Annotated in this window: 19 protein-coding genes; 8 read left to right on the top strand and 11 right to left on the bottom strand. The window is 70.4% G+C overall.

The annotated features are described in order from the left end of the window. Positions 1 to 4: 4 nt before the first annotated feature. Positions 5 to 1,624 (bottom strand): PfaD family polyunsaturated fatty acid/polyketide biosynthesis protein, encoded by a 1,620-nt coding sequence (locus H6726_20705; protein MCB9660083.1) that lies wholly within the window; start codon positions 1,622 to 1,624, stop codon positions 5 to 7. Between the two features lie 255 nt (positions 1,625 to 1,879). On the opposite strand from H6726_20705, the gene H6726_20700 reads away from it, so the two are divergent. Together H6726_20700 and H6726_20695 are read left to right on the top strand one after the other, a co-directional pair. Continuing rightward, positions 1,880 to 2,545 carry a TetR/AcrR family transcriptional regulator gene (locus H6726_20700; GenBank protein ID MCB9660082.1) on the top strand — a complete coding sequence of 222 codons (666 nt, stop codon included), beginning with the start codon at positions 1,880 to 1,882 and terminating at the stop codon, positions 2,543 to 2,545. After that, a complete protein-coding gene (locus H6726_20695; protein ID MCB9660081.1) occupies positions 2,545 to 3,492 on the top strand; it encodes a sterol desaturase family protein in 948 nt (315 codons plus the stop codon). The genes H6726_20700 and H6726_20695 overlap by 1 nt, the downstream gene beginning before the upstream one ends. 85 nt (positions 3,493 to 3,577) lie before the next feature. Here the strand turns inward: H6726_20695 and H6726_20690 are convergent, their stop codons facing one another. The 3 genes from H6726_20690 to H6726_20680 form a co-directional block, all read right to left on the bottom strand. Further along, a complete protein-coding gene (locus tag H6726_20690; GenBank protein ID MCB9660080.1) occupies positions 3,578 to 4,054 on the bottom strand; it encodes a flavin reductase family protein in 477 nt (158 codons plus the stop codon). Positions 4,055 to 4,113: 59 nt separating this feature from the next. Continuing rightward, positions 4,114 to 5,007: an alpha/beta hydrolase gene (locus H6726_20685; protein MCB9660079.1), complete on the bottom strand. Its 894-nt coding sequence runs from the start codon at positions 5,005 to 5,007 to the stop codon at positions 4,114 to 4,116. Between the two features lie 98 nt (positions 5,008 to 5,105). After that, entirely contained in the window at positions 5,106 to 6,473 is a 1,368-nt protein-coding gene (locus tag H6726_20680; protein ID MCB9660078.1) for a TonB family protein, read from the bottom strand. 96 nt (positions 6,474 to 6,569) lie between these two features. Between H6726_20680 and H6726_20675 the strand changes: the two genes are divergently transcribed. Then, positions 6,570 to 7,790: a response regulator transcription factor gene (locus H6726_20675; protein MCB9660077.1), complete on the top strand. Its 1,221-nt coding sequence runs from the start codon at positions 6,570 to 6,572 to the stop codon at positions 7,788 to 7,790. An 18-nt stretch (positions 7,791 to 7,808) separates the two neighbouring features. Next, positions 7,809 to 9,173, top strand: a complete 1,365-nt coding sequence (locus H6726_20670) for a hypothetical protein (GenBank protein ID MCB9660076.1) — start codon at positions 7,809 to 7,811, stop codon at positions 9,171 to 9,173. 37 nt (positions 9,174 to 9,210) lie between these two features. Here the strand turns inward: H6726_20670 and H6726_20665 are convergent, their stop codons facing one another. Both H6726_20665 and H6726_20660 read right to left on the bottom strand, forming a co-directional pair. Beyond that, a complete protein-coding gene (locus H6726_20665) occupies positions 9,211 to 11,685 on the bottom strand; it encodes a hypothetical protein (GenBank protein ID MCB9660075.1) in 2,475 nt (824 codons plus the stop codon). Positions 11,686 to 11,768: 83 nt separating this feature from the next. Further along, positions 11,769 to 13,124, bottom strand: coding sequence for a hypothetical protein (locus tag H6726_20660; GenBank protein MCB9660074.1), 1,356 nt, complete (start codon positions 13,122 to 13,124; stop codon positions 11,769 to 11,771). Between the two features lie 256 nt (positions 13,125 to 13,380). On the opposite strand from H6726_20660, the gene H6726_20655 reads away from it, so the two are divergent. Together H6726_20655 and H6726_20650 are read left to right on the top strand one after the other, a co-directional pair. Further along, positions 13,381 to 14,967 (top strand): hypothetical protein, encoded by a 1,587-nt coding sequence (locus H6726_20655; GenBank protein MCB9660073.1) that lies wholly within the window; start codon positions 13,381 to 13,383, stop codon positions 14,965 to 14,967. Positions 14,968 to 15,105: 138 nt separating this feature from the next. Then, complete coding sequence (locus H6726_20650) at positions 15,106 to 15,342, top strand: YheU family protein (GenBank protein MCB9660072.1); 237 nt, start codon at positions 15,106 to 15,108, stop codon at positions 15,340 to 15,342. Positions 15,343 to 15,562: 220 nt separating this feature from the next. Here H6726_20650 and H6726_20645 read toward each other — a convergent pair whose 3' ends face one another. The 4 genes from H6726_20645 to H6726_20630 all read right to left on the bottom strand — a co-directional run bounded on the left by H6726_20645 (position 15,563) and on the right by H6726_20630 (position 22,249). Next, the gene (locus H6726_20645; protein ID MCB9660071.1) at positions 15,563 to 16,147 is read right to left on the bottom strand and encodes a RecX family transcriptional regulator; all 585 of its coding nucleotides are present in this window, start codon (positions 16,145 to 16,147) and stop codon (positions 15,563 to 15,565) included. Continuing rightward, the gene (locus tag H6726_20640; protein MCB9660070.1) at positions 16,144 to 19,911 is read right to left on the bottom strand and encodes a DEAD/DEAH box helicase; all 3,768 of its coding nucleotides are present in this window, start codon (positions 19,909 to 19,911) and stop codon (positions 16,144 to 16,146) included. The genes H6726_20645 and H6726_20640 overlap by 4 nt, the downstream gene beginning before the upstream one ends. 129 nt (positions 19,912 to 20,040) lie before the next feature. Then, positions 20,041 to 21,069 (bottom strand): LLM class F420-dependent oxidoreductase, encoded by a 1,029-nt coding sequence (locus tag H6726_20635; GenBank protein ID MCB9660069.1) that lies wholly within the window; start codon positions 21,067 to 21,069, stop codon positions 20,041 to 20,043. An 898-nt stretch (positions 21,070 to 21,967) separates the two neighbouring features. Continuing rightward, on the bottom strand, positions 21,968 to 22,249 hold the full coding sequence (locus tag H6726_20630) for a hypothetical protein (GenBank protein ID MCB9660068.1): 282 nt from the start codon (positions 22,247 to 22,249) through the stop codon (positions 21,968 to 21,970). Between the two features lie 94 nt (positions 22,250 to 22,343). Here H6726_20630 and H6726_20625 point away from each other — a divergent pair, with 94 nt between their 5' ends. Next, positions 22,344 to 24,143 carry an ATP-binding cassette domain-containing protein gene (locus tag H6726_20625; GenBank protein MCB9660067.1) on the top strand — a complete coding sequence of 600 codons (1,800 nt, stop codon included), beginning with the start codon at positions 22,344 to 22,346 and terminating at the stop codon, positions 24,141 to 24,143. Positions 24,144 to 24,190: 47 nt separating this feature from the next. Here H6726_20625 and H6726_20620 read toward each other — a convergent pair whose 3' ends face one another. After that, positions 24,191 to 24,550 (bottom strand): hypothetical protein, encoded by a 360-nt coding sequence (locus tag H6726_20620; GenBank protein MCB9660066.1) that lies wholly within the window; start codon positions 24,548 to 24,550, stop codon positions 24,191 to 24,193. Between the two features lie 274 nt (positions 24,551 to 24,824). Here H6726_20620 and H6726_20615 point away from each other — a divergent pair, with 274 nt between their 5' ends. Continuing rightward, positions 24,825 to 25,613: a 5,10-methylenetetrahydrofolate reductase gene (locus H6726_20615; GenBank protein MCB9660065.1), complete on the top strand. Its 789-nt coding sequence runs from the start codon at positions 24,825 to 24,827 to the stop codon at positions 25,611 to 25,613. Positions 25,614 to 25,654: the final 41 nt, after the last annotated feature.

Here is a 25,654-nt window from a genome sequence, read left to right as displayed (position 1 = left end):
GGGATCACGCGAGGGGTCGGGGAGAGAAATCGAAGGCGGCCGCGGGCATCGGTACGCCGTAGGTACGGAGCTGCTGGGCGCGCGTGATGACGGCGGCGCCCTCGAGGAGGTTGAAAGCGATCTGCACGGCGTCGCGCGCCTCGGGCGGCTCGAGGAAGCTGCCGCGCACCCAGTCGTTGAATGCCCCCTGCGCGGGGCCACACCAGATCTGGTAGTCCATGCGCCGCGCCTCGTCGCCCGCGATCGCCCACTTGGACGAGAGGCCGAGGTACCAGCGGAAGACGAGCGCCATCTTGTGCTTGGGCTCGCGCTCGGCGCGCTCCACCTCGGCCGGGTTGCGCGTGAGGAAGAAGTCGCGCGTGCCGGCCCACACGTCCTGCCAGGGCTGCCCGAGGATCTGCTTCTCGAGCGGACCGCGCACGCTGTCGGGCAGCGACTCGAGGCTGTCGTGGCGCGTGTAGATCTCGTAGAGCTTCAGCGCGCGCGGCCCGAAGAGCGTGCCGCGCTTGAGGACCTGCACCTTCACGCCCAGCTCGAACATGTCCGCCGCCGGCGCCATGATGACGTCGCCCATGGAGGCCTGGGCCAGCAGCTGCTTGCCGTACGTGCACAGCCCGCCCTGCAGCGCCCCTTGGTTGACGGAGCCCGTCAGCACGTAGGCCGCGCCCAACGAGAAGGCTGCGGCGATGGCCGACGGAGTGCCGAGACCGCCCGCCGCGCCCACGCGGATGGGGCGCGTGTAGCCGTGCTCGCGCGTGAGGTCGTCGCGCAGGCGCATGATCACGGGGAACACCGCCGTGAGCGTCTGGTTGTCGGTGTGGCCGCCCGAGTCGGCCTCCATGGTGATGTCCTCGGCGACGGGCACGAGCGCGGCGAGCTCGGCCTCTTCGCGCGTGAGCTGCCCCTTGCTGACCAGCGCCTCGAGGATGGCGGCGGGCGCGGGGGTGAGGAAGCGCCGCGCGGTCTCGGGGCGGCTGATCTTCGCGAAGACGAAATTCTGCCGCTCGATGCGGCCGTCCGCGCCGCGCCGCAGCCCCGTGCACGCGTAGCGCACGATGGGCTCGGTCAGCCCCATGTAGGCCGAGGCCGAGACGCGCCGCACACCACGGCGAATGTACAGGTCCGCGATGGACTCCTCGAGGTCCGGCTCGTTGGGCGAGTGGATCAGGTTCATGCCCCAAGGCAGCCGGTCGCCCAGCCGCGCGGTGAGCGTGTCGAGCGCCTGCTCCACCCGCGGACGCGTGAGCCCGGCCGAGCCGAAGAAGCCGAGCATGCCGTTCTCGGCCATCGCGATGACGAGGTCGGTGGTGGCGATGCCGTTCGCCATCGCACCGGCGATGTACGCGAAGCGCGTGCCGTGCACCTCGTTGAAGCCGCGGTCCCCGAGCCACTCGGGGTACAGCGCAGGCAGCGAGCCGAGCAGCGGGTACGTGGGGTGTCCGTTCAGCTCGCGCGTCGAGAGCGCGTCGCCTTCGAGCGAGACGCCGACCATGCCGGTGACCGGGTCGCGCAGGATGAAGCAGGGGCGACGGACCGCGTGCGCAGCCGCAACGAGCGCGGGGGCCTCGAACGCCGGGGGGGTGGACGTCCGAACGGCCCCGAGGGGGATCAAATCGACGGTCATGGAGCTCCGGAGCGTGGCGCACAGCGCACCACACAAGCGGATCTGGGCTTAGCCCGGGCGGCCAAACGCTTTTGTCACGGTTCGGTCATTTAGGGTCTCCGGTCCGTAAATCGTTACGGAATTCGCTGATATGGACCCAGCCGCGGACACCTTCGACCCGTGGCCCAGGCGCCCGAACCGCCGGTCTACGGAAAATTCGTCAGCTGGAAAAGAAAGTGACTTGTCACTTTCTTTCTTGCCGGCTATCGTGGGCCCATGAGCGCGTCGACGAACCCTCCCACCCAAGCCCGCAGCATCGCCACCCGCGCGCGCCTGCTCTCGGCCGCCGTGGACGCGCTCGTCGCCGAGGGCTACGCGGGCGCGTCCACCACCAACATCGCCAAGCGCGCCAAGGTGAGCCAGGGCGCGCTCTTCAAGCACTTCCCCAGCAAGCACGCCCTGCTGGGAGACGCGCTGCAACAGCTGTTCACCGAGCTGGTCGAAGACTTCCGTGGACGCCTCGTGCGCGACCAGCGCGCCGACCGCCTGGGCGCGGCCATCCGCATCCTGTGGGACATCTTCTGCTCGCCCACGCTGCAGGCCGCGTTCGAGCTGTACCTCGCGGCGCGCACCGACCGTGAGTTGGCCAGCATCGTCACGCCCGTGCTCGCCGCGCATCGGCAGAACTTGCTGGCCGAGGCGCGCGCCCTGTTCCCGGACGCCGCGCGCCAGAACCCCGACTTCGACGCGATGATCCTCAGCATCATGAACATGATGCAGGGAGCCGCGCTGGCCGCGAGCGTGATCCCGACGGAGGACGACAGCGACCGCGAGCTCGCGCTGATCGAGCGCATCGCGCGCCAAGAGCTCTTGCGCGGCCTGGTGGCTGGCGCTGGCACGCGCAGCACCGCCGTCACGGACCCCACGAAAGGAAGCGTGTGATGCAGCCCATCTTCTACGTCATCCCGTTCTTCATCGTCTCCATGCTGGTGGAGTGGCGCCTGTTGGTGCATCGCCAACGCGAGCAGGGCGAGCTGATCGGCTACACGCCGAAGGACACGGCGGCTTCACTCTCCATGGGCCTCGGCATGCTGGCCGTGAACGCCGTCGCGAAGCTGGCGGCGCTGGCGCTCTACCTGTGGCTCTTCGAGTTCCGTTTGTTCGACATCCCCTTCACCTGGTGGAGCGTCGTGCTGCTGATCGTGGCCGAGGACTTCTGTTACTACGGGTTCCACCGCAGCCACCACGAGGTGCGCGCGCTGTGGGCTGCGCACGTGAACCACCACTCGTCGACGCACTACAACCTCTCGACCGCGCTGCGTCAGTCGTGGACCACGCCCATCACGGGGCCGCTGTTCTGGGTGCCGCTGCCGCTGCTGGGCTTCAGCGTGGAGATGATCCTGCTCGCCCAGACCATCAGCCTGGTCTACCAGTACTGGATCCACACCGAGCTGATCGGCGGGATGGGCTGGTTCGAGAAGGTGTTCAACTCCCCCTCGCACCACCGCGTGCATCATGGCCGCAACGCCCTCTACCTGGACCGCAACCACGGCGGCATCTTGATCATCTGGGACAAGCTCTTCGGCACGTTCCAGGCCGAGCTACCGGACGAGAAGGTGGACTACGGGCTCACCACGAACATCGAGACCTACAACCCCGTGCGCATCGCGTTCCACGAGTGGGCCGCCATCGTGCGCGACGTGCGTCACGCGGCGACGCTGCGGGGCAAGCTGGGCGCCGTGTTCATGCCGCCGGGCTGGCGCGAGGACGGCACGGGGCGCACCGCCAAGGTGATGCGCGACGAGGCCCAGGCGGCGCGCCAGCTGACCAGCGCCACGTCTTCTGCACCCGTGAACGTCGGGGGTGCACCCGGCCTGGCCGTCCCCTGAAGGGCGCTTCCGCGCTAGGCGCGCTGCCCGTGAAGGGCGCTTCCGCGCTAGGCGCGCTGCCCGAGACCGGCGTGGCCAAAACGCGTCAGCCGACGTCGCGATAGCCGCCGTCGTAGTACAGCAGCGGGCGCTTGTCCTGAACGTGCGCGACCTCGACGTAGCCGATGTAGATGGTGTGGCTGCCGTGGTCGTAGCTGGACTCGACGCGGCACTCGAGGTTCACCAACGCGCCGTCGATCACGGGCACCCCGCCCTCGCCCGGATGCCACGCGACGTGGTCGAAGCGCGAGTCCTCGAGCTTGGACGACGCGAAAACGCCGCTGACGTCCTGCTGGTCGGACGCGAGCACGTTGACCGTGAAGCGGCCGCCCTCGCTGATGACGCCGTTCGTGCGCGACGAGCGGTTGGCGCAGATGAGCACCAGCGGGGGGTCGGCTGAGACGCTGGAGAAGGCCGAGACCGTCATGCCGTGCTGCCGATCGCCGCTCTTGGCCGTGACCACCGTCACGCCGCTCGCCCAGCGCCGGAGCCCTTGCTTGAAGACTTCCGCATCGACCGCCATGTCCGTCACTCCAACTCGAACGCCGCGGGGCGCAGCGCACCGCAACAGTAGAACATGTTCTACTTATGGCGCAGACGGCGCACGAAGTCGAGCACCACGTCCCCGAAAGCGTCGTTCTTGTCGCCGGCCACCATGTGCGCGGCGCCCTCGAGGTCCACGTACTCGGCGTGTGGACAACACGCGAGGAACTCCTGCGCGCTCTCCTCGCTGACCACGTCGCTCATCCGACCGCGCACGAGCAGCGCCGGCACGCTCAGGCGGCGCGCCCCCTCCAGACGCTGCTCGATCAGCTCCTGGGCCTCACTGTCCGAGTAGCGACCTGGCTTCCAAGCGTCGAGCACGCACGGGTCCCAGTGCCAGCGGTAGCGCCCGTCCTCGCCCCGGCGCAGGTTCTTCTCGAGGCCCGCCGTGCTCTTGGGACGCGGACGATGCGGCAAGAACGACGCGACGTACTCGCTCACCTCGTCGAGGGAGGCGAAGCCGTCCTTGCGCGCCATCATGAACTCGATGATGCGCATGACCCCCTCGCGCTCGAGGCGGGGCGTGACGTCCACCAGCACGATGCCGTCCGTGACTCCGGGCTGACGCGCCTCGACCGCCATGGCGCTGAGACCGCCGAGGGACGCCCCCACCACGATGGGCTTCGCGCCCAGCAGCGGGAGCAAGGCCTCGAGGTCGTCCGCGAAGCGCGGGAAGAGGTAGTCACCGTCTCTGGCCCAGGAGCTGTCCCCGTGGCCCCGGTGATCGATGCTCAGCGCTGGGAAGCCCTCTTCGGCCAGCCGCTCGGCCGCGCCGCCCCACGCGTGTCGGGTCTGGCCACCGCCGTGCAAGAAGAGCACGAGGGGTGTGTCGTGCAGCGGGGTCTCCGGGCCCACGCCCTGTGCCTGGATGTAGAGATCGCCCGCGAGGGTGATGCCGGTGGAGAGGGGGAAGCGTCGCGAGATGGGGGTCAAGGCTGGAGTCCGTGCGAGGCCGCCGCGGCGCTGCGCGGCAGGCGGGTGTGCGTCAACCCTGTCCCGCTTGCCCCACGGACGCCACTCCCGCGCCTGCCTCAGCGCGAGAACGGGAGGTTCATGGTGACGCTCTCGCCGCCCGGGGGCGGAGACAGGCGCCACTGGCGGATCTCGTTCTGCAAGCACGTGCCGAGCGACGCGTTTCCCGTGCTGTTGCGCACGACGCGCGCGCTGGATACCGCGCCATCACTGCCGATGGTCATGCCCATGGTAACCGTGCCGCTGATGGAGGGGTCCTCGCGCGTGGCGCGGTCGAAGCAGGTGGCGGCGCGCGCGGCGTAGTAGCGGCTGATCAAGAAACGCACGCGTCCGGCGTACATGTCCATCTCGATGTCGCGCTCCGCAGGCGCATCGCCCCCGCCCGCAGGGGCGTCGCCACCGCCGGAACCCGACCCGGTCCCCGAGCCGCTCCCGCTCTCGGACCCGCTCGCGCTCCCGCTGTTCGAGCCCGAGCCAGCGCCGCCACTGCCACCGCTGCCAGATCCCGCACTGCCAGAGCCACTGCCCGCGCCCGTCCCGCTGCTGGTCCCCGTACCGCTGCTGGTCCCCGTACCGCTGTGGCCCGAGCCGCTGGCTGCCGAGCCGCTGCCCGAGCTCGAGCCGCTGCCCGAGCTCGCGCTCGCCGACCCGCCTCCCGCACCGCTGGAACCGCTCGACGCGCTACCGCGACCGCTCGTCCCTCCGGCACCGCCGCCGCTGCCAGACGTCCCGCGGCCCGTCTGTGCGGTGGCGCCGTGCGAGCCACCACCCGACGTGCCACTGCCGCCGCTCGGTGCAGTGCCCCCACTGGGCGTAGCCGGGGCCCCGCCGCCGGGCTCGTTGGTGCCCGTCACGAAGTCCACGCCGGGCGCCGCCTCGCCTTCGGGAACGGGCGTGCCGATGACGAAGGGGTCGTCCGGATCGGCGCCGCCACTGGCCACTTGGGTAGGGCCCGTGCTGCACCGCATGCCCAGCGCGCCCAGCGCGACGAGGCCAACCGAGGCGAGCGCGATCACCGCCCACGTACGGCGACTGGAGCGCACCCCGATGGCCTCGAGGGAGACGCTCATGGTGTTGTTCATGGCCGACGGCAGGTACCCGGAGGGCCCCTCCAGCTCCATCGTGTGCGGCCCGAAGTGTGCTGGCGCCTTTGCCTGAGCCGTAGCCTGTGGCGCCGCAGCCTGTGGCAGCGCGGCCTGCGGCGCGGGGTGCCCAGGGGCGCCCACCAGCGTCCCTTGAACGGTGGCCGCGTGAGCCAAGGGCACGTTAATGCCCTTCGGGTCGGGTCCCGCCGCTGCCCCGAGCCCCACCTGGGTGGGCGCCGCGATGGGTCCACCGGGGGCACCCGCGGCCGCGATGCTGGAACCACACATGTTGCAGAACCGAGCGTCCTCGGTGTTCTTGGCGCCGCAGGCTTGGCAGTACATCGGTCCGAGGATGACACGTCCCAGCGCGAATGGACCACTTTGGCCCACGCCGAGGAATGCCGCCGCCGGCGCGCGCCATCGGATACAATCCAGCGTGTGACGAGCCCCACACCGAGCGCGGCGTTGATCTTGGTGGACCCGGTTCACACGACCTGCTCTTTCGTGGCGAAGGCGCTGCGACGTGCGGGTCACCACGTGGCAGAGACGGACAGCGCCGCTGGATGCCTCGCGGTGTTCCACGCGCAGCCGGGGGCGCGCCTGGTGGTGGTGGACGCGGAGATCCTGCAACGCGCCGACCTCGCCGCCGAGCTCCGCGCGGCGGGCCGCGCCGTGTACATCATCGCGATGACCCGCCACGGCACGCGCGACGAGACGCTGGACGCGCTCGACGCGGGGGCCGACGACACGGTGCATCGCCCCGTGGACCACATGGAGCTGGTGGGGCGGCTGAAGACAGGCTTGCGAACGCTGGAGCAGCACGCTCCGCGGCGCGTGTTCGACGCGCTTTCGGAGGTCTTGGACGGTGGCCAGACGGGCGAGCTCACGCTGCGCGCGGGTGGCGTCTTCGGCCGCGCGCATGTCGTCCGCGGACGACTCGCGTGGGTGCAGCTCTCGTCCAACCCGGTTTCGCTGCCGGAACTGGTGGGGCCCAGCGTGCCCTCCGAAGACCTGCGCGCCGTGCTCGAGGACTGCCGCACCACCGGACGCAACTTCGCGACGGTGCTGGTGGAGTGGGGCTTGGCCGATCAGGACGCGCTGCGGCAACAGATCGCACGCTGGCTGAGGGCGCGCGTCGAAAACCTGGACGAGATGCGCAACGCCGAGGCCGTCTTCGTCCCCGGATCACAGCGCTACCCAGAGGAGTTCACGTACACCCTGGCCGAGCTGGGCTTCGAGGCCCACCACTCGAGCAGCCGGCCGCCCGTGACCGACACCGACTTCGACGTGTCGCTGGACGGCATCACCGGCGCCTGGTCCACGCCGGACTGGCTGAGCGGGCTGGGCGACCTGGTGGAGCGCGCGCTCGCGGTCGCGGGCATCAGCGGCGCCGCGATCCTGCACGCACCCACCGGACAAACGCTGGCTCGGGAAGGAGAGCTGCTGGAGCGCGACGTGCTGGGCACGCTGCTGCGCACGTGGGGTGCGTCGGCCGACGGCGACCCGCTGGACTGGCTGACGGCGCGCGGTGTGACGGCGACACACCACTTGCTCGCGCTGCCACGGCATCCCGCGTGCCTATTGGCGGTGCGCGTGGTCCGCGCGGAGGCGCAGGGAGACGTCACCGACGCGCTCGACGCGCTGCGGCAGCACGGCTGAGGCGCTACACAGGCCGTGATGCGCTTTGAAGGAAATCACGTCGGCGGACGTCCCTGGCCCGTGCTCCGCCACGCGTCCGTCTCCGTCCCCGCGCCCAGCGGACCCCCTTGCGTCCGCTCCGCCGCTCGCGCGCTGTGGGTCGTCACGGGGCTCCTGATGGCTCTCGCAGCGCAGACCACCGAGAGGGCGCGCGCGCAGCCGCCTCCGCCCAACGCGGTCGGGGCAGACATGGCGCGGCTGCGAGCGCTCTTGCCCGCGGAGCGCGAGCTGCTGATGCCGCACCTCGACGACGGGCCCGTGATGCTCACCGAGTTCAGCAACGAGCAGACCGAGCTGCCCGCCGTCACGCTGATGGCTCGCGTACACGCGCCAGCCGCGGTGGTCGCCGAGGTGGTCAGCCACCCAGAGAACTACGGCGCGTTCATGCCCGCCCTCGACGAGGTGGAGGTGCACACGCGCCAGGGCCTCCAGGTGGCCTACAGCTGGCACTGGACCGTCGCCATCTTCACGCTGCGCGGCGACAACGTGATGACGGTCTATCCGGGCCACCCCACACGAGGGCACCTGATCGAGGTCACCAGCACCAACGGGGACCTGGGCGTCGGTCGCTTCCTGTTCCGCATCTACCCCGAGACGCCGGACTCGTGTGTGCTCGTGTTCGCGACGCGCATCGACATGCGGGACGCCAACTATCTGAGCCAGCAGATGGCCTCGGGCGGCAACAGCGTGAACCGCACCATCAACATCGCGCTGGCCATGACGATGCTGCTGGCCACCATCGACGAGGCGCAGCGGCAGGTGGGCTACACCGCCCCCCCTGCCACCCCACGCCCGCTGGTCCGGCCGAGCTTCGAGGTCGACCGCTACGCGGACCTTCTCGGTCGCGGCGACCTCGTGTTCCTGCACCTCGAGGGCAACGACCTGCACGGCGTGTCCTCCTTGGCGCGCAGCGGCACGTCCGTGGAGCGAATGCGGCGCATCATGGTCTCGCCGGAGGAGTTCGGGGAGTCGCTGATGGAGGGCAGCCGCTCACACACCATCGAGGTCACGGAGCAGGGCACGCGCTTCGGCTGGATCATCCCGGTCCCCCTCGTGTCGGTCGGGGGCGAGATGATGCTCCGCGAGACCGAGCCCGGTGGCGCCATCGAAGTGGACGGACTGAGCGGCAGCCTCTCTTCCGCGCTCTTCCGCTTCGACACCCACGCCTTCCCGTGGCGCGAGGCGGCCATCGTCGGCTGGTCGCGCTTCGACCCGGGCGAGACCACCCGCCTGGTGCGCCGCGTCATCGACGGCAACGCCTACTTCAGCCACGGGCTGGTCGCGGCGGTGCAGGTGATGATCATCCGGTCGCTGCGCACGCGGTCGCAGCGCATGCCGTACTGAAGCGTGGGGCAAGCCGCGTCCGCGGCAGCGTGCGCCGTCAGCGACGGCGGCGACGCACGATGGCGATCCCTAGGAGGACGATGGCCCACACGCCCGAGTTCCCCGCAGCCCCCCGAGGGGCGGCGACGCAGCCGCCGTGTCCGCGGCTCACGCCCGCGTCGACGAAGCAGCCCGCGACACAGCGGGTCGGATCGATGAGGTCGCCCTCGCCCGGATCACAGACCTCGCCCGTGTCGACGATTCCGTCGCCACAGAACGCGCGCTGGCACGTGGGCCGACAGGCGTCCACCAGCGTGGGTGAATTCGCTTCGCCCTCGTCGCAGTCCTCGCCGCTGTCTACCACGCCGTCGCCACAGAATGCGGGCTGGCACACCATGCGGCAGGCATCCGGCGCGGTGTCGCTGTTGGCCTCACCTTCGTCGCAGACCTCGGCCGGATAGTCGATGAGCCCATCGCCGCAGTGGTTGGTGCACACGCTGGGGCTGCTCGCGGGCTCGTAGCACGCCCAGCCTGTCTCCACTCGGCAGCGCTCGTCGCAGCCGTCGCCTGGGTCGGTGTTCGCGTCGTCGCAGCCCTCGCCCAGGCCGCGCACACCGTCCCCGCAGGCGCGCGTGCAGAGCCCGTCCACGCGGGTGAAGCCCGGCTCGCAGACGCACTGCGGGGCGTCACCCAGCTGGTTGATGCACAGCTCGTTGTCGCCGCAGGGATTGTCCACGACGCACTCGTCCACGTCGATACAGCTGGTGCCCGTGCCCTGGAAGCCATCGCGGCAGGTACACGAGAAGCTGCCCGCCGTGTTGGCGCACTCGGCGAAGGGCGAGCAGTCGTGGGTGCCGCGGCTGCACTCGTCGACGTCGGTACACACCTCGCCGTTCCCCTCGAAGCCCTCGTTGCACGCACAGGTGAACGACCCCTGCGTGTCCGTGCAGGTGGCGTCCGAGGCGCAGTTGTCCTCGTCGTTGTCACACTCGTTGATGTTCGTGCAGCGCGAACCCGAGGCGCGTCCGTCGCCCGTGTAGCCCGCCGCGCACGTGCACTCGTAGTCGTTCACCGCGGGCGTCGGGTCGCTGCAGCTGGCGAGCGAGACGCAGTCGGCCAGGCGCGCGGCGCACTCGTCCTGCAGGACGCACGTGGTCCCGTTGTTGGTGTAGCCGGACCGACACGCGCACGTGTAGCCCGGCTCCTCCCAGTCGCGCCCGAGGGGGATCTGGGTGCACGTGCCACCTGGACCGCAGGGCTGCGGCGCGCACTCGTTGATGTTGGCGCAGGTGGTCCCGTTGCCCGTCGTGCCCTCGCTGCACGTGCACGTGAACGACCCCGGTGTGTCGGCGCAGCTGGCCAGCGCGTGGCAGTTGTGCATGCCGCTCGTGCACTCGTTGATGTTCGTGCAGCCGGTGCCGTTGACCCGCCCATTGCCGGTGTAGCCCGCGATGCACGTGCACTGGACGTCACCGTTGTTCATGCTCGGCGTCGGATCGTTGCAGGTCGTCAACCCTGCCACGCACGGGGCCGGGACGGCCGTGCACTCGTTGGTGAGCACGCACGTGGTGCCGTTGAAGCCGTAGTTCGCGGCGCAGGTGCACGAGTAGCCCGGCGCCGACCAGGAGCCGATGGGTGTCTGCGTGCAACTCACGCCGTTCGGGCCGCAGGGGTTGCCAGCACACTCGTTGATGTCGGTGCAGCCCGTGTTGCCGATGCCCGTGCGGCCGTTGCCGCTGTAGCCGGGCGGGCAGGTGCAGGTGTAGTTCCCCGTCGCGCTGCTGGGGTCGTAGCAGGTGGCGAGGGCGTGGCAGTTGTCCACGTTGGCGGTGCACTCGTTGATGAGCAAGCACGCCGTCCCGGTGCCGTTCAGCGCATAGCCCGCGGGGCAGCCGGTGCAGTAGTAGCCCGGCGAGGTCCAGCTGTTGCCGATGGCCGTCTGGTTGCACGTGCCTGGCGAGCAAGGGTTGCCCAAGCACTCGTTCGTGTCGCTGCAGCCCCAGTTGTGCGAGGAGGTCCCGGCGGTGCCCGTGGTCCCCAGCTCGCAGCGGAAGTTGAAGTAGTAGCGCTGAGAGGACGTGTGGTACGCGCGGCACTCCACGTTCTGCCCGCAGTTGACGTAGCTGCCGTACACCGAGTTGCTCCCCGCCGCGACGGCGTAGGCGCAGGCCTCCATGCTGCAACCGACCTCGGTGGCCCCCTCTGGCCAGCCGGGCATGGGAGAAGAGCCTCCGCCCGTGTTGATCTCGTAGCTGTTGGTCCAGCTGTCGCCGTCCTGGTTCTCGCCCGTGGTCGCGACGTATCCGGCGGAGTAGTAGCGCGCGCCGTACGGGTTCAGGCAGGGCGCGCGGCCGTTGCCTTGGCACTCCGTCCCACCCCCCGAGGCCACGTGGCAGGTCTGGCACACATAGGGGCGGGCGCCGTAGTCACCGACGCCGTACGTGGGGAGCGCTGCGGCCTCGGCGGGGACGAACCACGCTCCCAGCAACATCCCGACGACCAACCACCCACTTCGCATCTCGAGCTTCGACATCCACGCAACCTCGACCCACTATGAAGCACTTTTTCTGGCGCTCGGAAAGGGTCCGACGTGTGGATCGTGACCGTTCGGTCCGCTCAAGGGACGCGGATCAGGCAGTCGCTCGGCAACGTGGGGGGGACGTCGGCAGCGTACGGGTTGGGCTCGCCGAAGCGCTGCGACACGAGGAATTCGAGGGCGAAGTCGATGATGTGCGCTGGAACGCTGTGGCCTTCACCGTGGTCGCACGCGACCACGGTGTCCCCGTCCGACACGAGGTGGTCGACCAGGGCCATGCTGCCGTGCGCGAAGTCGATCGTGAAACCCGGGAGGAACGCCAACTGGTCCGACGCGCCCCCCCAAGCGACCATGGTGGGCGTGGGCGCCGCCGGTGTGACGTAGGCCGTGTTGAGGATGCGGTGGGCCTCGTCCGTACCGCCGCTCAGGATGGCCACGCCCGCGAGCACGTCCGCCCGGTCGAGCAAGAGGCGCGTGCTGAAGAGCGCGCCCGCGCTGGCCCCGGCGGCGTAGAGGCGCGTGCGGTCCACCCCGTGTTCCTCGTCCAAGCAGCCCAGGATGTCGTCGAACAGCTGCAGGTCGGGCCCGGGCGGGGACGCGTCGAGGAAGCGCCACATGGGCACGGAGATGGCGCCCAGCGTGAACTGATACGACATCTCGGGGATGGCGATGATGACGTCGAGCGCGCTGGCCAACGCGGACGCGTTGGTGATGCTGGCGAAGCCGCTCGCGCTGCCCCCGAGCTGGTGCCACAGGACGGCGACGGGCTTGCCACTCGGAGCCGGGGGGAGGAACAGCAGGAACTCGCGCGCCTCGCCAGCCACCATGATGGTGATGCGCCCGTTGCTGCTGACGTCCGGGCAGCTGTTCGGCACGCTCAGCGTGGGCGGTACGATGGGGCAAGCGCCTCCGTCGAACTGTCCCGCCACGAGGCACTCGGATGGGATCTCGCACGCACTCACCTCCCACGCCCCTTCGACGCAGGTGGTCGTGCGCGAACCTCGCAGGTTCTCGCCGCACATGCGCGTCGACGAGGTGTCGTCCAGGCACACGTCGGGGTCCGCGCACGACAGCGCGTTCACGCGGTACGTTCCTGCGACGCAGGTCTGCAGCCGACGGCCACGCCCGTTCAGGCCGCACACTTCGTCGCTGAGGCCCTCCTCGGTGTCGGTGCAGGCGTCGGGGTCCTGACAGCGCGTCACGAACTGCCCTGCCACGCACTGTTCGTGCTCGACGCCACGGTCGTTGAGTCCGCAGACCCCGCCCGAACCCATCCGCCACGCGCCATCGACGCACGCGTCGGGGTCGTCGCAGTAGGTCGCCACCTGAGAGCCCTCGCACACATGCACCTCGGTCCCACGCCCGTTCAGCCCGCACGTCCCGTTGGGTAGGGGCGCAACGTCGCAGGACGGCACCTGCTCATGACAACCAGCCATCAGCGCCAACGTGGGGACCAGAGCGCACCGAGCGACGAAAGAGACACGGGTGAGGTACGACAGCCCGGGGAGCGGCAGCGTGGGATGCATCGACGACACGGTATCAGCGCGGAGACCCCCCGCCAACGCGCGCCTGGCGGCCCGTGCGCTGTGCGAACCGGATGTCCCGCCTCGAGCCGGCGCGCCACACTCGCCGACGACGCGTAGCGCGCGGACCTGGCACCCGACCGCGCCGCGGACTGCTACGCTCTCGGCGGTGAAGCCGTTCCACGTCGCGCTCGCGCTCGCGCTCCTCGGGAGCGGGTGTGCCTCCCTGCCCTCCCCCGTCACGGCGACCCTCGACCCCACGCCGGTGCCGCGGCCCATCGCCGGGCGCGTGCTGTATGCCGCACGTCACGCGACGGTCACGGGCGCGTCGCGGGAGCAGACGCTGCGGCCGGCGCGGCGGGTGGGGGTGGACGCGGTGCTGCCCTCGGGCGAGGTGCTGGTCTCGGGCATGACCGACGATGACGGCGTCTTCGCGCTGCGCATCCCGGACTCACGCGCCGTGCTGCGCGTGCGCGCCGCCATCGTCGCGGATGGCTTTGACCTCGCGGTCACGCGCGATCCGTTCGGCGCGCAGGAGCATGCGTTGGACGTCCCGCTGCCGACCGACCCCGAGGCGCAGGCGATCGAGATCAGCATCGGCGACGAGAGCGAGATGGCCGGCGCGCTACACCTGTTGGACACCGTGCTGACGGGCGCGCGGGCCGTGCATGCGTGGACCGGCGAGTACGTGCCGCCCTTCTACGCATACTGGGGACGCGGGGTGACCACCGAGTGGAGCTACTACCGCGCGGAGCGCGTGGCCGGCAGCGGGCGCTACAGCGTGGAGCTGCTGGGCGGCGAGCCGGGGCGGCAGACCACGACCGACACCGACGAACACGACGAGGCCATCATCCTGCACGAATTCGGGCACTTCGTGATGGACGTGATGACCACCGACTCGTCCCACGGGGGTACGCACCCAGGTGGCGTGTTGATCGATCCCGGACTCGCCTGGGAGGAGGGGCGCGCCAGCTGGTTCGCGTGCGCCGTACTGCGTCAGCCGCTGTACGTGGACACCATCGGCATCGAGCCCAGCGGATCCTTGCGGGTGGCGGCCAACCTCGAGACACAGTCCGCAGAGGGCCCACGCGGCATGGGCTCCGAGGCGGGGGTGGAAGAGATCCTGTGGGACCTCTCGGACGGCGGACCTCCCGATGCGCCCTTCACGCTGCCCGACACCGACAACGACGGCGTCGCGCTGGGGCCGGCCGCGGTGTTCGCGGCCATGCGCGGCATCGCCCGCGAGCCAGGCGCCTACCCGGACATCACGAGCTTCCTGCGCTACCTGGTGCGCACCCAGGTCGCGGACGGGCTGGCCATCAAGCAGCTGCTGCTCGCGGGAGGGCACCCCGAGGCCATGCTGCCGCTCGACGATACCCCGCTGTGGCCGCTCGACATCACGCTGGGCGCCACCGTGGGCGGCAAGATCGACAGCATCACGGACCCCTCACCCAGCGGTGGGCCGCCGCGGCCGGGAAACGGGCGCGACGCGGTGCAGGCCTATCGGGTGCACGTCCCGACGGCGATGTGGCTGACCGTGCGGCTGACCATCTTCGGCAGTGGGGGTCAGTCGGACCGGACGGACGTGGACCTCGAGCTGCGGGACCTGCGGGCCAACCCGCTGGGGGCGAGCCGCGGCGAGGGGCCCTCCGAGCAGATCGTGCAGCACGTGCAGCCGGGCTGGTACGTCATCTACGTGCGCGACGGGGGCTCACCCAACCGGGCCGGCTACGAGCTGAGCGTCACGGGCCGCTGACCGCTCCAGCGCCAACATGGCGCGCGAGGCTTCTCCAGCGCGAGCGTTGCCACGCCAGGACGCTCCCGCGAGCGACGTCTCCGCCGCCGCACGCGCCGCCGTGCGCAACCGAGCCGCCGTGAGCACGATACGATCACCATGGACGACCACGACGACCTGCACGACCCCATCGTCATCCCCTACCAGCGCCTGAGCGAGGAGGCGCTGATGGGCGTGGTGGAGGAGTTCATCACCCGTGAGGGCACGGACTACGGGCACACCGAGGTGAGCTTCGACGACAAGCGCCGCGCCGTGCTGCAGCAGCTGCGCAGCGGGCGGGCCTACATCGAGTTCGACCCGGGCAGCGAGACGTGCACCCTGCGGGCGCGGCGCTAGGCCGGGTCAGCGGGCGTCCCGAGGCGCGGCCTGCTGACCCAAGAAACGGCATGAAAAAAGCCGCCCGCGGGTGCGGGCGGCAGAATTATGATCGGGCCTTCGCGACAGCAGCACCATCCCCCCAGACCGTGCAGGCGTCGTCACGAAAGCCCGTCTCGTCAGTATGACCAAAGCCGGTCAGATGCCAAGCACTTTCTTACAAATTTGAAATGGCGCCCTATCAAAATTCCGCCGATGAAACTATTTCATCTGTAATTTCGGCGTTTTCACAGTCCACGACGCGGATTGCAATTTCGTAAGAAAACCCAGCCCGCCCCAGCTTGGCCAGCTCCTTCTGGCGCAGCTCCCTGTCACGGGGCTGCTCACCCTCCCGTCGGTAGGGTCCCAGCCGCCGACTACGGGCAAAGCGGCAGGCGGCCACGAGGTCCGGTGAGGGCGCGTCCGGGCTCGTGAGCTCGGCCAGCGCGGCCGCCACCAGCGGGGCGGGGACACCCTTCTCCGCGAGCTTGGCGCGGATCTTCCGGCTACCGTTGCCCGCGCGCGCCAGGCTGCGTGCACGTTGAGCGGCGTAGACGGCGTCGTCCAGCAACCGAAGCCGCACCAGCTCGTCGAGCAGCGCGTCGACCCAGCCGAGCTGCTCCTCGCGATCACCCCCGTGCTCCTGCAGGCTGCGCTCCACACGCCGGACCAGCAGGCGCCGCAGGTTCGCGCGGCTCGAGCTGCGGGTCTCGAGGTAGTGCAGCGCAGCGTTCTTCAGGTAGCTCGGCGTGGCCCGGCGCGGCGCCTTCTTGCGGCGCTCGCTCACGTGCGGGACTGCCCTGCGATCAGCTCGTGCAGCTCCGTGGTGCTGAGCTTGCCCGCCACGTTCGCCCCCTCGAGCAGGCTGTCGGCCAGGTCGCGCTTGCGCGCGTGAAGCGAGAGCACGCTCTCCTCGATGGTGTCCTGCGAGACCAGGCGCACCACGGTCACGGGGCGCTCCTGCCCAATGCGGTGCGCGCGGTCGCTGGCCTGGTCTTCGGCCGCGGGGTTCCACCACGGGTCCAGATGGATGACGTAGTCGGCGGCCGTGAGGTTGAGCCCCGTCCCACCCGCCTTGAGCGAGATGAGGAAGAAGGGCACGCGCCCCTGTTGGTAGTCGTCCACCAGGCGAGCGCGCTCGGGCTGCGGCGTGGACCCGTCCAGGTACAGCGAGGGGATGCGCGCCAGCTCGAGGGCCTCGCGCACGATGGCCAGGTGCGAGGTGAACTGACTGAACACCAGCGCGCGGTGGTCCTCCTCGCGCAGCTCGCGCGCGAGGCGCATGAACGCGGCGAGCTTGGAGCCGGGTACCGCGGAGTCCGGGTGCACCAGGCGCGGGTGGCACGCCAGACGCCGCAGGCGGGTGAGCGCGGCCAGCAGCTCGAAGCGCTGGCCCTCGTCGTCAGCCAGGTGCGTCAACGCGTCGCTACGCTCGGCCTCGTACAGGGCGCGCTCCTCGGGCGAGAGCTCCACGCTGTGGATGACCTCGGTGCGCGGCGGCAGCTCGGGCGCCACGGCGCGCTTGGTGCGGCGCAGGATGAAGGGGCGCAGGGTCTCGCGCAGCTGCTCCCGCTGGCGCGCGTCGTCGTCGCGCTCGATGGGCAGCGCGTAGCGCTCGCGGAAGTGCGCCCACGTGCCCAAGAGGCCGGGGTTCACGACGCGCATCAGGCTGTAGAGCTCGCCCAGGTGGTTCTCGACGGGTGTGCCGGTCAACGCAACGCGCAAGTGGGCGTGCACCGCGCGCACCGACTTGGCGCGTTGCGTGCGGGCGTTCTTGATGGCCTGGGCCTCGTCCACCACCAGCACGCCGAAGCGCGTGCCCTGCAGCTGCTCCACGTCGCGCGCCAGCGTGTCGTAGCTGGTAATGAAGACCTGCTTGGGGTCCACGTCGTCCAGCAGCTTCGCGCGTCGCGCGCCGCGGTACATGACCGGCGTGAGCGAGGGCGCGAAGCGCAGCAGCTCCGCCTCCCAGTTGCTGGTCACCGAGGTGGGCGCGACCACCAGCGCAGGACCGTCCGCCGCGCGCGCGAGCAAGAGCGCGATGGTCTGCACCGTCTTGCCGAGGCCCATCTCGTCCGCGAGCACTCCACCGACGCCCCACGCGGCGAGGCGGGACATCCACGCATAGCCCTCGGCCTGGTAGTCGCGCAGCGACGCCTGCAGCTCGCTCGGGACGGTGGGCTCGAAGTCCTTCGCGACGCGCCCCGCCTGGATGAGCGTGAGCGCCGCGTCGTCCGCGTCGAAGGCGTCGTCATCGAGCGCGTCCGCCAAGCGCGTGAGCGCGGCCGCGCCCACGGCCAGCTGGTGGCGGTCTTGGAAGACGGTCGCGTCGATGTCCTCGAGCTGGGCGCGCAGCTGCGCCTCGATGCGGGCAAAGCGCTTGCCCGACACCCGCACGAACCGGCGACCCGCTCGGATGGCGTCGAGCAGAGCCTGTAGCGGCACGGTCTCGCCGTCCACGGTGACGTCGCCGCCTACGGCGAACCACTCCTCGGCGCGTTGCACCCGCACGTGCAGCGACGCAGCGGTGGCGCCACCCCGCAGCTCCCAGGGCATGGCCTCCTTGGGCCACTCCACGTCCACCACGTCGCTGGCGTCGCGCAGCCGCGAGAGCAGGTCCAGGGCCTCGTCCAGGCGGTCGAGGCGGAAGGTGTACTCCGCGTCCGCCCGCGCATGCTCCAGCTTGAAGCGCTCGCGCGCGGCGTCCGCGGCCTGGCGCTCCGCGTCGAGGTCGCGCCGCACGTGCAGCCGGCCCTCATCGTCCGAGCCGATGCTGAAGGCGGGGCCGCGCCCTGGTGCGAACGCGGGACCGCCCGGCGCGGGGCGGCACAGGAAGGTGACGCGGAGTGATTCGTCGCCGGTGGGCTCCAGCCGAGCCACGAGCCGCGCATCGGCCGGCACGGCGCGCCCGCGCATCTTCTCGGGCAGGCGCACGTCCAGCGCATCGCTTTGCAGGCGCAGCAGCACCGCGATGACGCGGTCGAAGGCCTCCTCGGGAATGACCGCGGGGTGCGCCGCCGCGGCTAGCACGATCTCGCGCAGGCTCGGGGGCACCTCGGCCACGGCCACGCGCCGCTGCGCGACGTCGTCGTGGGAGAGCACGGCGGGCACGCGCGTGCTGGGCTCGACGTTCTTGGTGCCGACGCGGATGGCCACGCGTGCGCCCGCGGGCACCATCTCGAGCGCGATGGTGAGCGGCACGGCGACCACGTCCACCCGCTGCTCGGGGTCGTCGGCACGATAGACGCGCGGGTGCCCGGCCAGCAGGGGGAGCACGGCATGCGTGTCCAGCGGGTGGGTGGAGCGGCGGCTCTCCAGCTCGTACTCGCGCACGGCGGCGACGGCAGCGCGGTCCTCCGGAGCCACCGCCTCGGGCGACTGCTCGAGCAGCTTCTCGGCGCTCACGCGACGCCCCGCGGAGTAGCCACGCTTGCCCCGCTTCTGGAGCGCCAGGGTGACGGACTCACGCTCGTCCGGGGCCACGCGGAACACCACACGCTCGAGGCTGGGGCCGGCCAGCAAGGCCGGGACGTGCGACTCGAGGCGCGTCAGCAGGCGCGTCCAGCTGGGAACCGCGATCAAGCGCCCCAGCGCGGGGCGCAGCAGAGAGCGCGGGTCGTGCACGATGTCGAGCGCGTAGTCGATGACGTGCAGGGCGTGCTCGCATGGTGGCGCGCCCGGACCCATGCAGCGGCACTCCACGCGCAGGGGCGAGTCCTCGAAGTCGATGAAGAGCACCCGCGTCACGCGCTGCGCGAAGGCGTTGCCGCGCGGCTCCATGCGCAGCGCGGGCGGCTCCTCCTCGAACTCCAGGGTCACGTCGCGTGGGGGCAGCCCCACCTTGCCCGGCAGCTGCCGCAGCACCTCGCGGCGCAGGTCCTTCAGGCGCGCGCCGAGGATGCGCAGGCGCGCTTCTTCTGGACGCTGCTCCCAGAGCTCCTCGCGCCACGCGCGCAGCCGCTTGGCCTCCACCGCCTCGCGCAGCCAGTCGATGGCGGCCGACTGCAGCACGGCCAGCTCGTCGATGCGGAAGCGTCGGTCGGTGGGGCGCATGCTGCGCAGCTCGCGCAGCGTGATGGACGACGCGCTGGCCAGGTTGCTCTTGAGTGAAGTGGACCCGACCACGCGATCCACCAGCACGGTGAGCGTGTTGTCGAGCAGGCGGTCGAGGTCGTGCTCGGCGATCCACGCCGTGACCGAGTCGGCGTCGGCCGCGGGGCGCGCGACGGCGACCTCGGGCGGCAAGCCAGCGTCGAGGCGCGTGATGTGCAGCTCGGGGGCCTCGCCGAGCTCGTTCAGCGCGCTGAGCAGCCTGCGCGCGTCGATGTCCCCCGGGTCACGCCCGAACGCCTCGGCGATGCGCGGGTGCGCGAAGAACGACGCCATGTCCGTGAGGTCCAGCCGGCGCGCCATGAAGCCCAGCGCGCTGGACAGCTGTGGGGTGCCGAGCATGGGCGCCACCACCTCCACCGGCAGCCCGAGACGCGCTCGGTTGCTGGGGCGCTTCCAGAGGGCAGCGACCTCCTTCAGGCTCGGCGTGGACTGCGACATGGGGGGCGCATGGTACGGCCTCCGGCGCCCGCTGCCACTATTGTTTCTGCTCCGGCGCGTGCACACACCGGCGTACGGGCGGCGAAAGAAGGGACCTTCGTTCGTCTCCTTCGCCGACCCGTCAGCGGTTCACGCAGTCCAGGTCTTGAGCTTCTCGATGATCTGGACGGCGTCCGGCGTGACGAAGCCCACGTTCAGGATCGTGACGCCCGACTCGCGGTAGGCGGCGATGCGCTCCTTCACGTAGCTCTCGGGACCCACCAGGTTGGTCTGCTCGAGCATCTCCAGCGGGACCAGCGCCTCGGCCTCGGCCTTCTTGCCGGAGAGGTAGAGGTCCTGGATCTGCTTGGCCTGCTCTTCGTAGCCGTAGTGACACGCGACGTCGTAGTAGAAGTTCTTGCCGCGCGCGCCCATGCCGCCGATGTAGAGGGCCAGCTGCGGGCGCGCGAGCTCGAGGTACTTCTTCACGTCGTCACCGATCACCACCATGCCGCCGGCGACGATGTCGAGCGGCCCGAGCGCGTCGCTGCGCTTCGCCTTGCCGGCGGCGAGCGCGTCACCCCACACGGCCTTGGCCTTCTCGGGACTGTAGAAGATGGGGATCCACCCGTCGGCGTTCGCGGCGGTGGACTCGACGCTCTTGTCGGCAAGCGCAGCCACGAAGCAGGGCACCGCGGGACGCACGGGGTGCGTCAGCAGCTTGAGCGGCTTGGCGAGGCCGGTACCCTGGCCCGCGGGGAGCGGGAGCTTCACGATGCCGTCGCTGGTGAGCACCTCGCGCTTGAGCGCACGACGCACCAGGTCGATGACCTCCTTGGTGCGCGCGATGGGCTTCGCATACGGGATACCGTGGAAGCCCTCGATGACCTGCGGACCCGACGCGCCGAGGCCGAGGATGGCGCGACCCCCCGTGACGAAGTCGAGGCCCGCAGCGGTTTGCGCGATGCAGCTCGGCGTACGCGAGTAGACGTTCATGATGGCCGAGCCGAGCTCGATGCGGCTCGTCTTCGCGGCCAGGTAGCCGAGGGTGGTCGGCGCGTCGAAGCCGTAGGCCTCCGGCACCCAGTAGATGTCGAGGCCCGCTTGCTCGTACGCGACCACCTGGTCGAGGGCTTCGCGCTGGTTGCTGGCGTAGACGACGGTCGTGGCGATCTTCATGAAACAAACCTTTCAGAAATGTACCAAGACGGCGTTCTTGCAGAACTGGGCGCGCCCGCAAGCGAAGCGCTCATACACGGACGTTGGAGTTGCCGCGACGGCAGCGGCGCCCTGACGTCATGCGGCGCGCGCCGCGTGGGCACTAACAGGGCCGCAAGAGCACCGAAGCCGGAGCAAGCGGAGATGGCGCACCTCGCGGACCCGGGACTGACGTCGAGCGCGGTCCGCATGCTACGTTATGCCAGTGCGCAAGGGACTGATCGCGGCAGGCATGACGATGGCTGTTTCACTCTGTGCTTGCACCGTGGAGGCACAGATCATCGTCATCGGGGACCGCAACGACCTCGATTCGCCCCTGACGCTGGGCCATACGATGGCGTTTCTCGTACTCCACCCGGAGGCCGTGCTCGAGTTGTCGGACCCCGAGGTACTCAGCGTTGGCTTAGCGGCCGGTATGCCGACGGGACCTACGCGACGATGTTCGCCTCGGCGTCGTGGTCTCTGCCTGGTCCACACCTCCAGGTACTCGGACAGGACGACATCACCGTGGCCTTCGTCACGGAGAACCTGCTGGACGGAAACGCGATCGTGCGCCTGGTGCTCACACGCGCCGACGGGAGCGTGTTCCAAGGCGGGCGAGTCTCCACCCCAACCGGATTTGGGCTTCCCATCGCCGAGACGAGCCCGCCCGGCTACTACTTTCGTCCTGACCCCGGAGCGTCCACGACATTCACCTTCCTGGTCGGCAACGTCGAGCACTCCGTAGAAGTCGCTGGCCATCCGTTGATCCTCAGTGAAGGTCCGCCCGGGGGATGGCGTGGTGACGGAGAGAGGGGTGTTGCTGGCTGCGCTGCTGTGGCTGGCACGCCCACCGTCCGCTCCCACTGGACGTCGATCATCATGGCCGTCGTCGTGCTCGCCTCTCTCGTCCGTCGGCACGCACGTCGAACACGCTGAACACGAAGAGCGCGGTCTCGTCGAGCGCCATGGGGTTCTTCTGGATACGCGGTCCGCAGACCTCCGACTGGACGGCCAAGTGCCGCGGCAGGCGCTCCTCGAAGCGGTACGCGTCGGCCGGGCGCCACAGCGGGTTGTCCCCACGCGCGAGCGCCCAGTTGCGAGAACACACGCGCAGACCGTCCTCGGTGAGCATGCCTGCGGCGGGGCGCGGAGACGTCACGCGCGCGAGTCGGATGTAACGTTGCGACGCGTCCGCGCGACATGCATGCTCGCCCTCGACCGCCCGCTCGTGGGCCCGCCGGACCTCGCCCACGTTGACCACCGACGCGTCATCCCCCGACCCCGCACAGGCCCCGCCGGCCGCGCCACGCGTGCGTGGGCTGCGCCGCATCGGGCGCCTCCTGACGTTGCTGCGGCCCCACCAGGGGCGCTTCGCGGTGGCGACGCTGGCGCTGCTGCTCGGCGCTGGGATCGGACTCGTCTACCCGCAGGCCGTGCGCTTCGCCATCGACGAAGGCGTGCGCGACGGCTCGCGGGCTGTGATGCACCAGGTGGGCATCGGCCTCTTGCTGCTGTTCTTCCTGCAGGCCGGCATGACCTGGTTCCGGCACTACATGATGAGCTGGCTCGGCGAGCGCGCGGTGGCGGACATGCGGCGCAAGGTGTTCGACAGCCTGCTGCTGCAGGACGCGACCTTCTTCCACACGCGCCGCACGGGAGAGCTGGTGGGGCGCCTGGCGGGGGACGTGGCCATCATCGAGGGCGTGGTGGGCTCGGAGCTGAGCATGGCCATGCGCCACTCGGTGCAGCTGCTGGGCGGCTTGGTGCTGCTGTTCGTGGAGAACGCGAAGCTGGCGCTGGTGATGTTGACCGTGATCCCCCCGCTCACCGTCGCGGTGGTGCTCTTCGGGCGCCGCATCCGCGTGATGAGCCGCGCCGTGCAGGACCGCCTGGCAGAGACCAACGCGCGCGTGCAGGAGTCCCTCGGCGCCATCACCACGGTGCAGGCCTTCGGTCGTGAAGCCCACGAGAGCGAGGCCTACGGCGACACGGTCGAGCACGCGTTCGCCGACTCGCTGCGGCTGGCCCGCTGGCGCGCGTCGTTCATGTCGGTGGCCACGCTGTCCGGCTTCGTCGCGATCGGGCTGATCGTCTGGCTCGGCGGCCTGATGGTGGCCGACGGGGAGCTCAGCCCGGGCAGCCTGACCGCCTTCATGCTCTACACCGGCGTGGTGGCCGTGGCGCTCGGCAGCTTGGTGGGCATCTGGGCGGCGCTGCAGCGTGCGGCGGGAGCGACGGAGCGCTTGTTCGCGCTGATCGACCTGGTGCCGCGGGTGCGCGAGCCCGAGCGCCCCGAGACGCTCCCCAGCAGCCACGCCGCGCGCGGGGCCGTGAGCTTCGAGGGCGTGTCGTACCGCTATCCGTCGCGCCCGGACCAGCCCGTGCTGGTGGACGTGAGCCTCAGCGTGGCACCCGGCACGAGCGTGGCGCTGGTGGGCCCGAGCGGCGCCGGCAAGACCACACTCACGGCGCTGGTGCCCCGCTTCTACGACGTGGACGCTGGCGCGGTGCGCGTGGGCGGCGTGGACGTGCGCGCGCTCCCACTGCACGCGCTGCGCGACCTGATCGCCATCGTGCCGCAGGAGCCCGTGCTGTTCTCGGGGACCATCGCGGAGAACATCGCGTACGGGCGCGAGGGCGTGACGCAGACGCAGGTGGAGGCTGCGGCGCGCGACGCCAACGCGCACGACTTCATCCTCGGCTTCCCGGACGGCTACGCGACGGTCGTGGGCGAGCGCGGCGTGCAGCTCTCGGGAGGGCAGCGACAGCGCGTGGCCATCGCGCGCGCCATCGCGAAGGACCCACGCATCCTGATCTTGGACGAGGCCACCAGCAGCCTGGACGCCGAGAGCGAGAAGCTGGTGCAGGCCGCACTGGAGCGCCTGATGAAGGGGCGCACCACGCTGGTCATCGCACACCGGCTGAGCACGGTACGCAACGCCGACCGCATCTGCGTGCTGGAGGCGGGCACGCTGGTGGAGGACGGCACGCACGACGAGCTGATGGCGCACGGCGGGGTCTACAGTCGGCTGGTGCTACACCAGCTCAGCTGAGCGGAGCGACCGCCGGAACCGCGTCGACGCCGGCTGGCGACCGTCCCTCAGCGCCGAAAGCCGCCGACTGCGCGGAAGTAGGTCGGGGCGAACCCCGTGAGCGCGCTTCGCAGCTCGGCGCTGGCGTCGCCGTACACCCGAACCGTCGGCGCGCGCTCGAAGCACTCCATGAGCGGCTCGAGCTTGGGACCCATCGTCCGTAGATGCACCAAGGCCGCTTCCGAGTCGGAGTAGCGCTCCATGGCGAGGAGCGTCCTTTGGTCCTCGCTCACGAAGAACTCGTACGCGAGCGTGGTGGGCTCACTGCCCTCCACGGTCTCGATCGCGCCAGCGAGCAGCCCCACGAGTGTGTCGAGCTTGCCGTCCTTGATGTCGGCGTCGAGAGTCCAGGTCACCGGGTCGCTCATCGTCTTGTTTCCTCCGAAGGGTCGGCGACGCTACCACGCACCCCGCGAGCGGATCCACCGCGGTGGCGCGACGCGAGCCGACGCGGCCGACCTCGCCTCGCTTCGCAGTGCCTCCCCCCGTCCTTCGTCGTAGGGTCCGCCCATGACCCTGCGCGAACGCATCCAGGCACGCGAGGCCGGCCTCGCCTTCTACGGCATCGCGCCGCCGAAGCAGTCCACGGACCCGCAGACGCTCGCGCGCATCGTCGCGCAGCAGAGCACGCGCCTGCGAGACCTGTCCCCGGACGCGCTGATCGTCTACGACATCCAGCCGGAGACCGAGCGCACGGACGCCCCGCGCCCCTTCCCGTTCCTCCCCACGCTCGACCCGGAGCGCTACGCGGCGGACGCGCTGGCCAGCGTGGACGTGCCCAAGATCGTGTACCGCTGTGTCCCCAAGGGCTCACGCGCAGACTTCATGGCCTACCTCGACGAGGTGCGCACCGCAGACGCACCTCGTCACGCCGTGCTCGTCGGCGCACCGGGGCGCGATGCCTATCCGACCGGGCTGCCGCTGTCCGAGGCCTACCGGCTGACGGCGCGGCACGCACCAGAACTGATGCTGGGCGGCATCGCCATCGCTGAGCGTCACGCGCACGGCGCGACCGAGCACCTGCGCATGCTGGAAAAGACCCAGCGGGGGTGCCGCTTCTTCGTGACCCAGGCGGTCTACGACGTGTCGGGCACCAAGTCGCTGCTGTCCGACTACGCGCTCGCCCTGGCGGAGCGCGGCGAGCAGCCCGTGCCGGTGATCGTCACGCTCTCGCCGTGCGGGTCCGAAAAGACCCTCGCGTTCATGAAGTGGCTCGGCATCTCGTTCCCGCGCTGGCTGGAGAACGAGCTGCTGCACTCGTCGGACGTGCTGGGCCAGTCGCTGGCCCTGTGCGAGCAGATCCACACGGAGCTCTCGTCCTTCGCAGCTGCCAAGGGCATCCCGCTGGGCGTGAACATCGAGAGCGTGTCCATCCGGCGCGCCGAGATCGACGCATCGGTCGAGCTCTTCCGACGCCTGCGCGGGAAGTGAGCAGCGCGGAGGTGAGCAGCGCGGGAGGTGAACGGCCCCTG

The organism is Sandaracinaceae bacterium, assembly GCA_020633055.1.
Lineage (GTDB): Bacteria > Myxococcota_A > Polyangia > Polyangiales > Houyiibacteriaceae > JADJJE01.
This window is presented reverse-complemented; position numbering and strand designations above follow the sequence as displayed.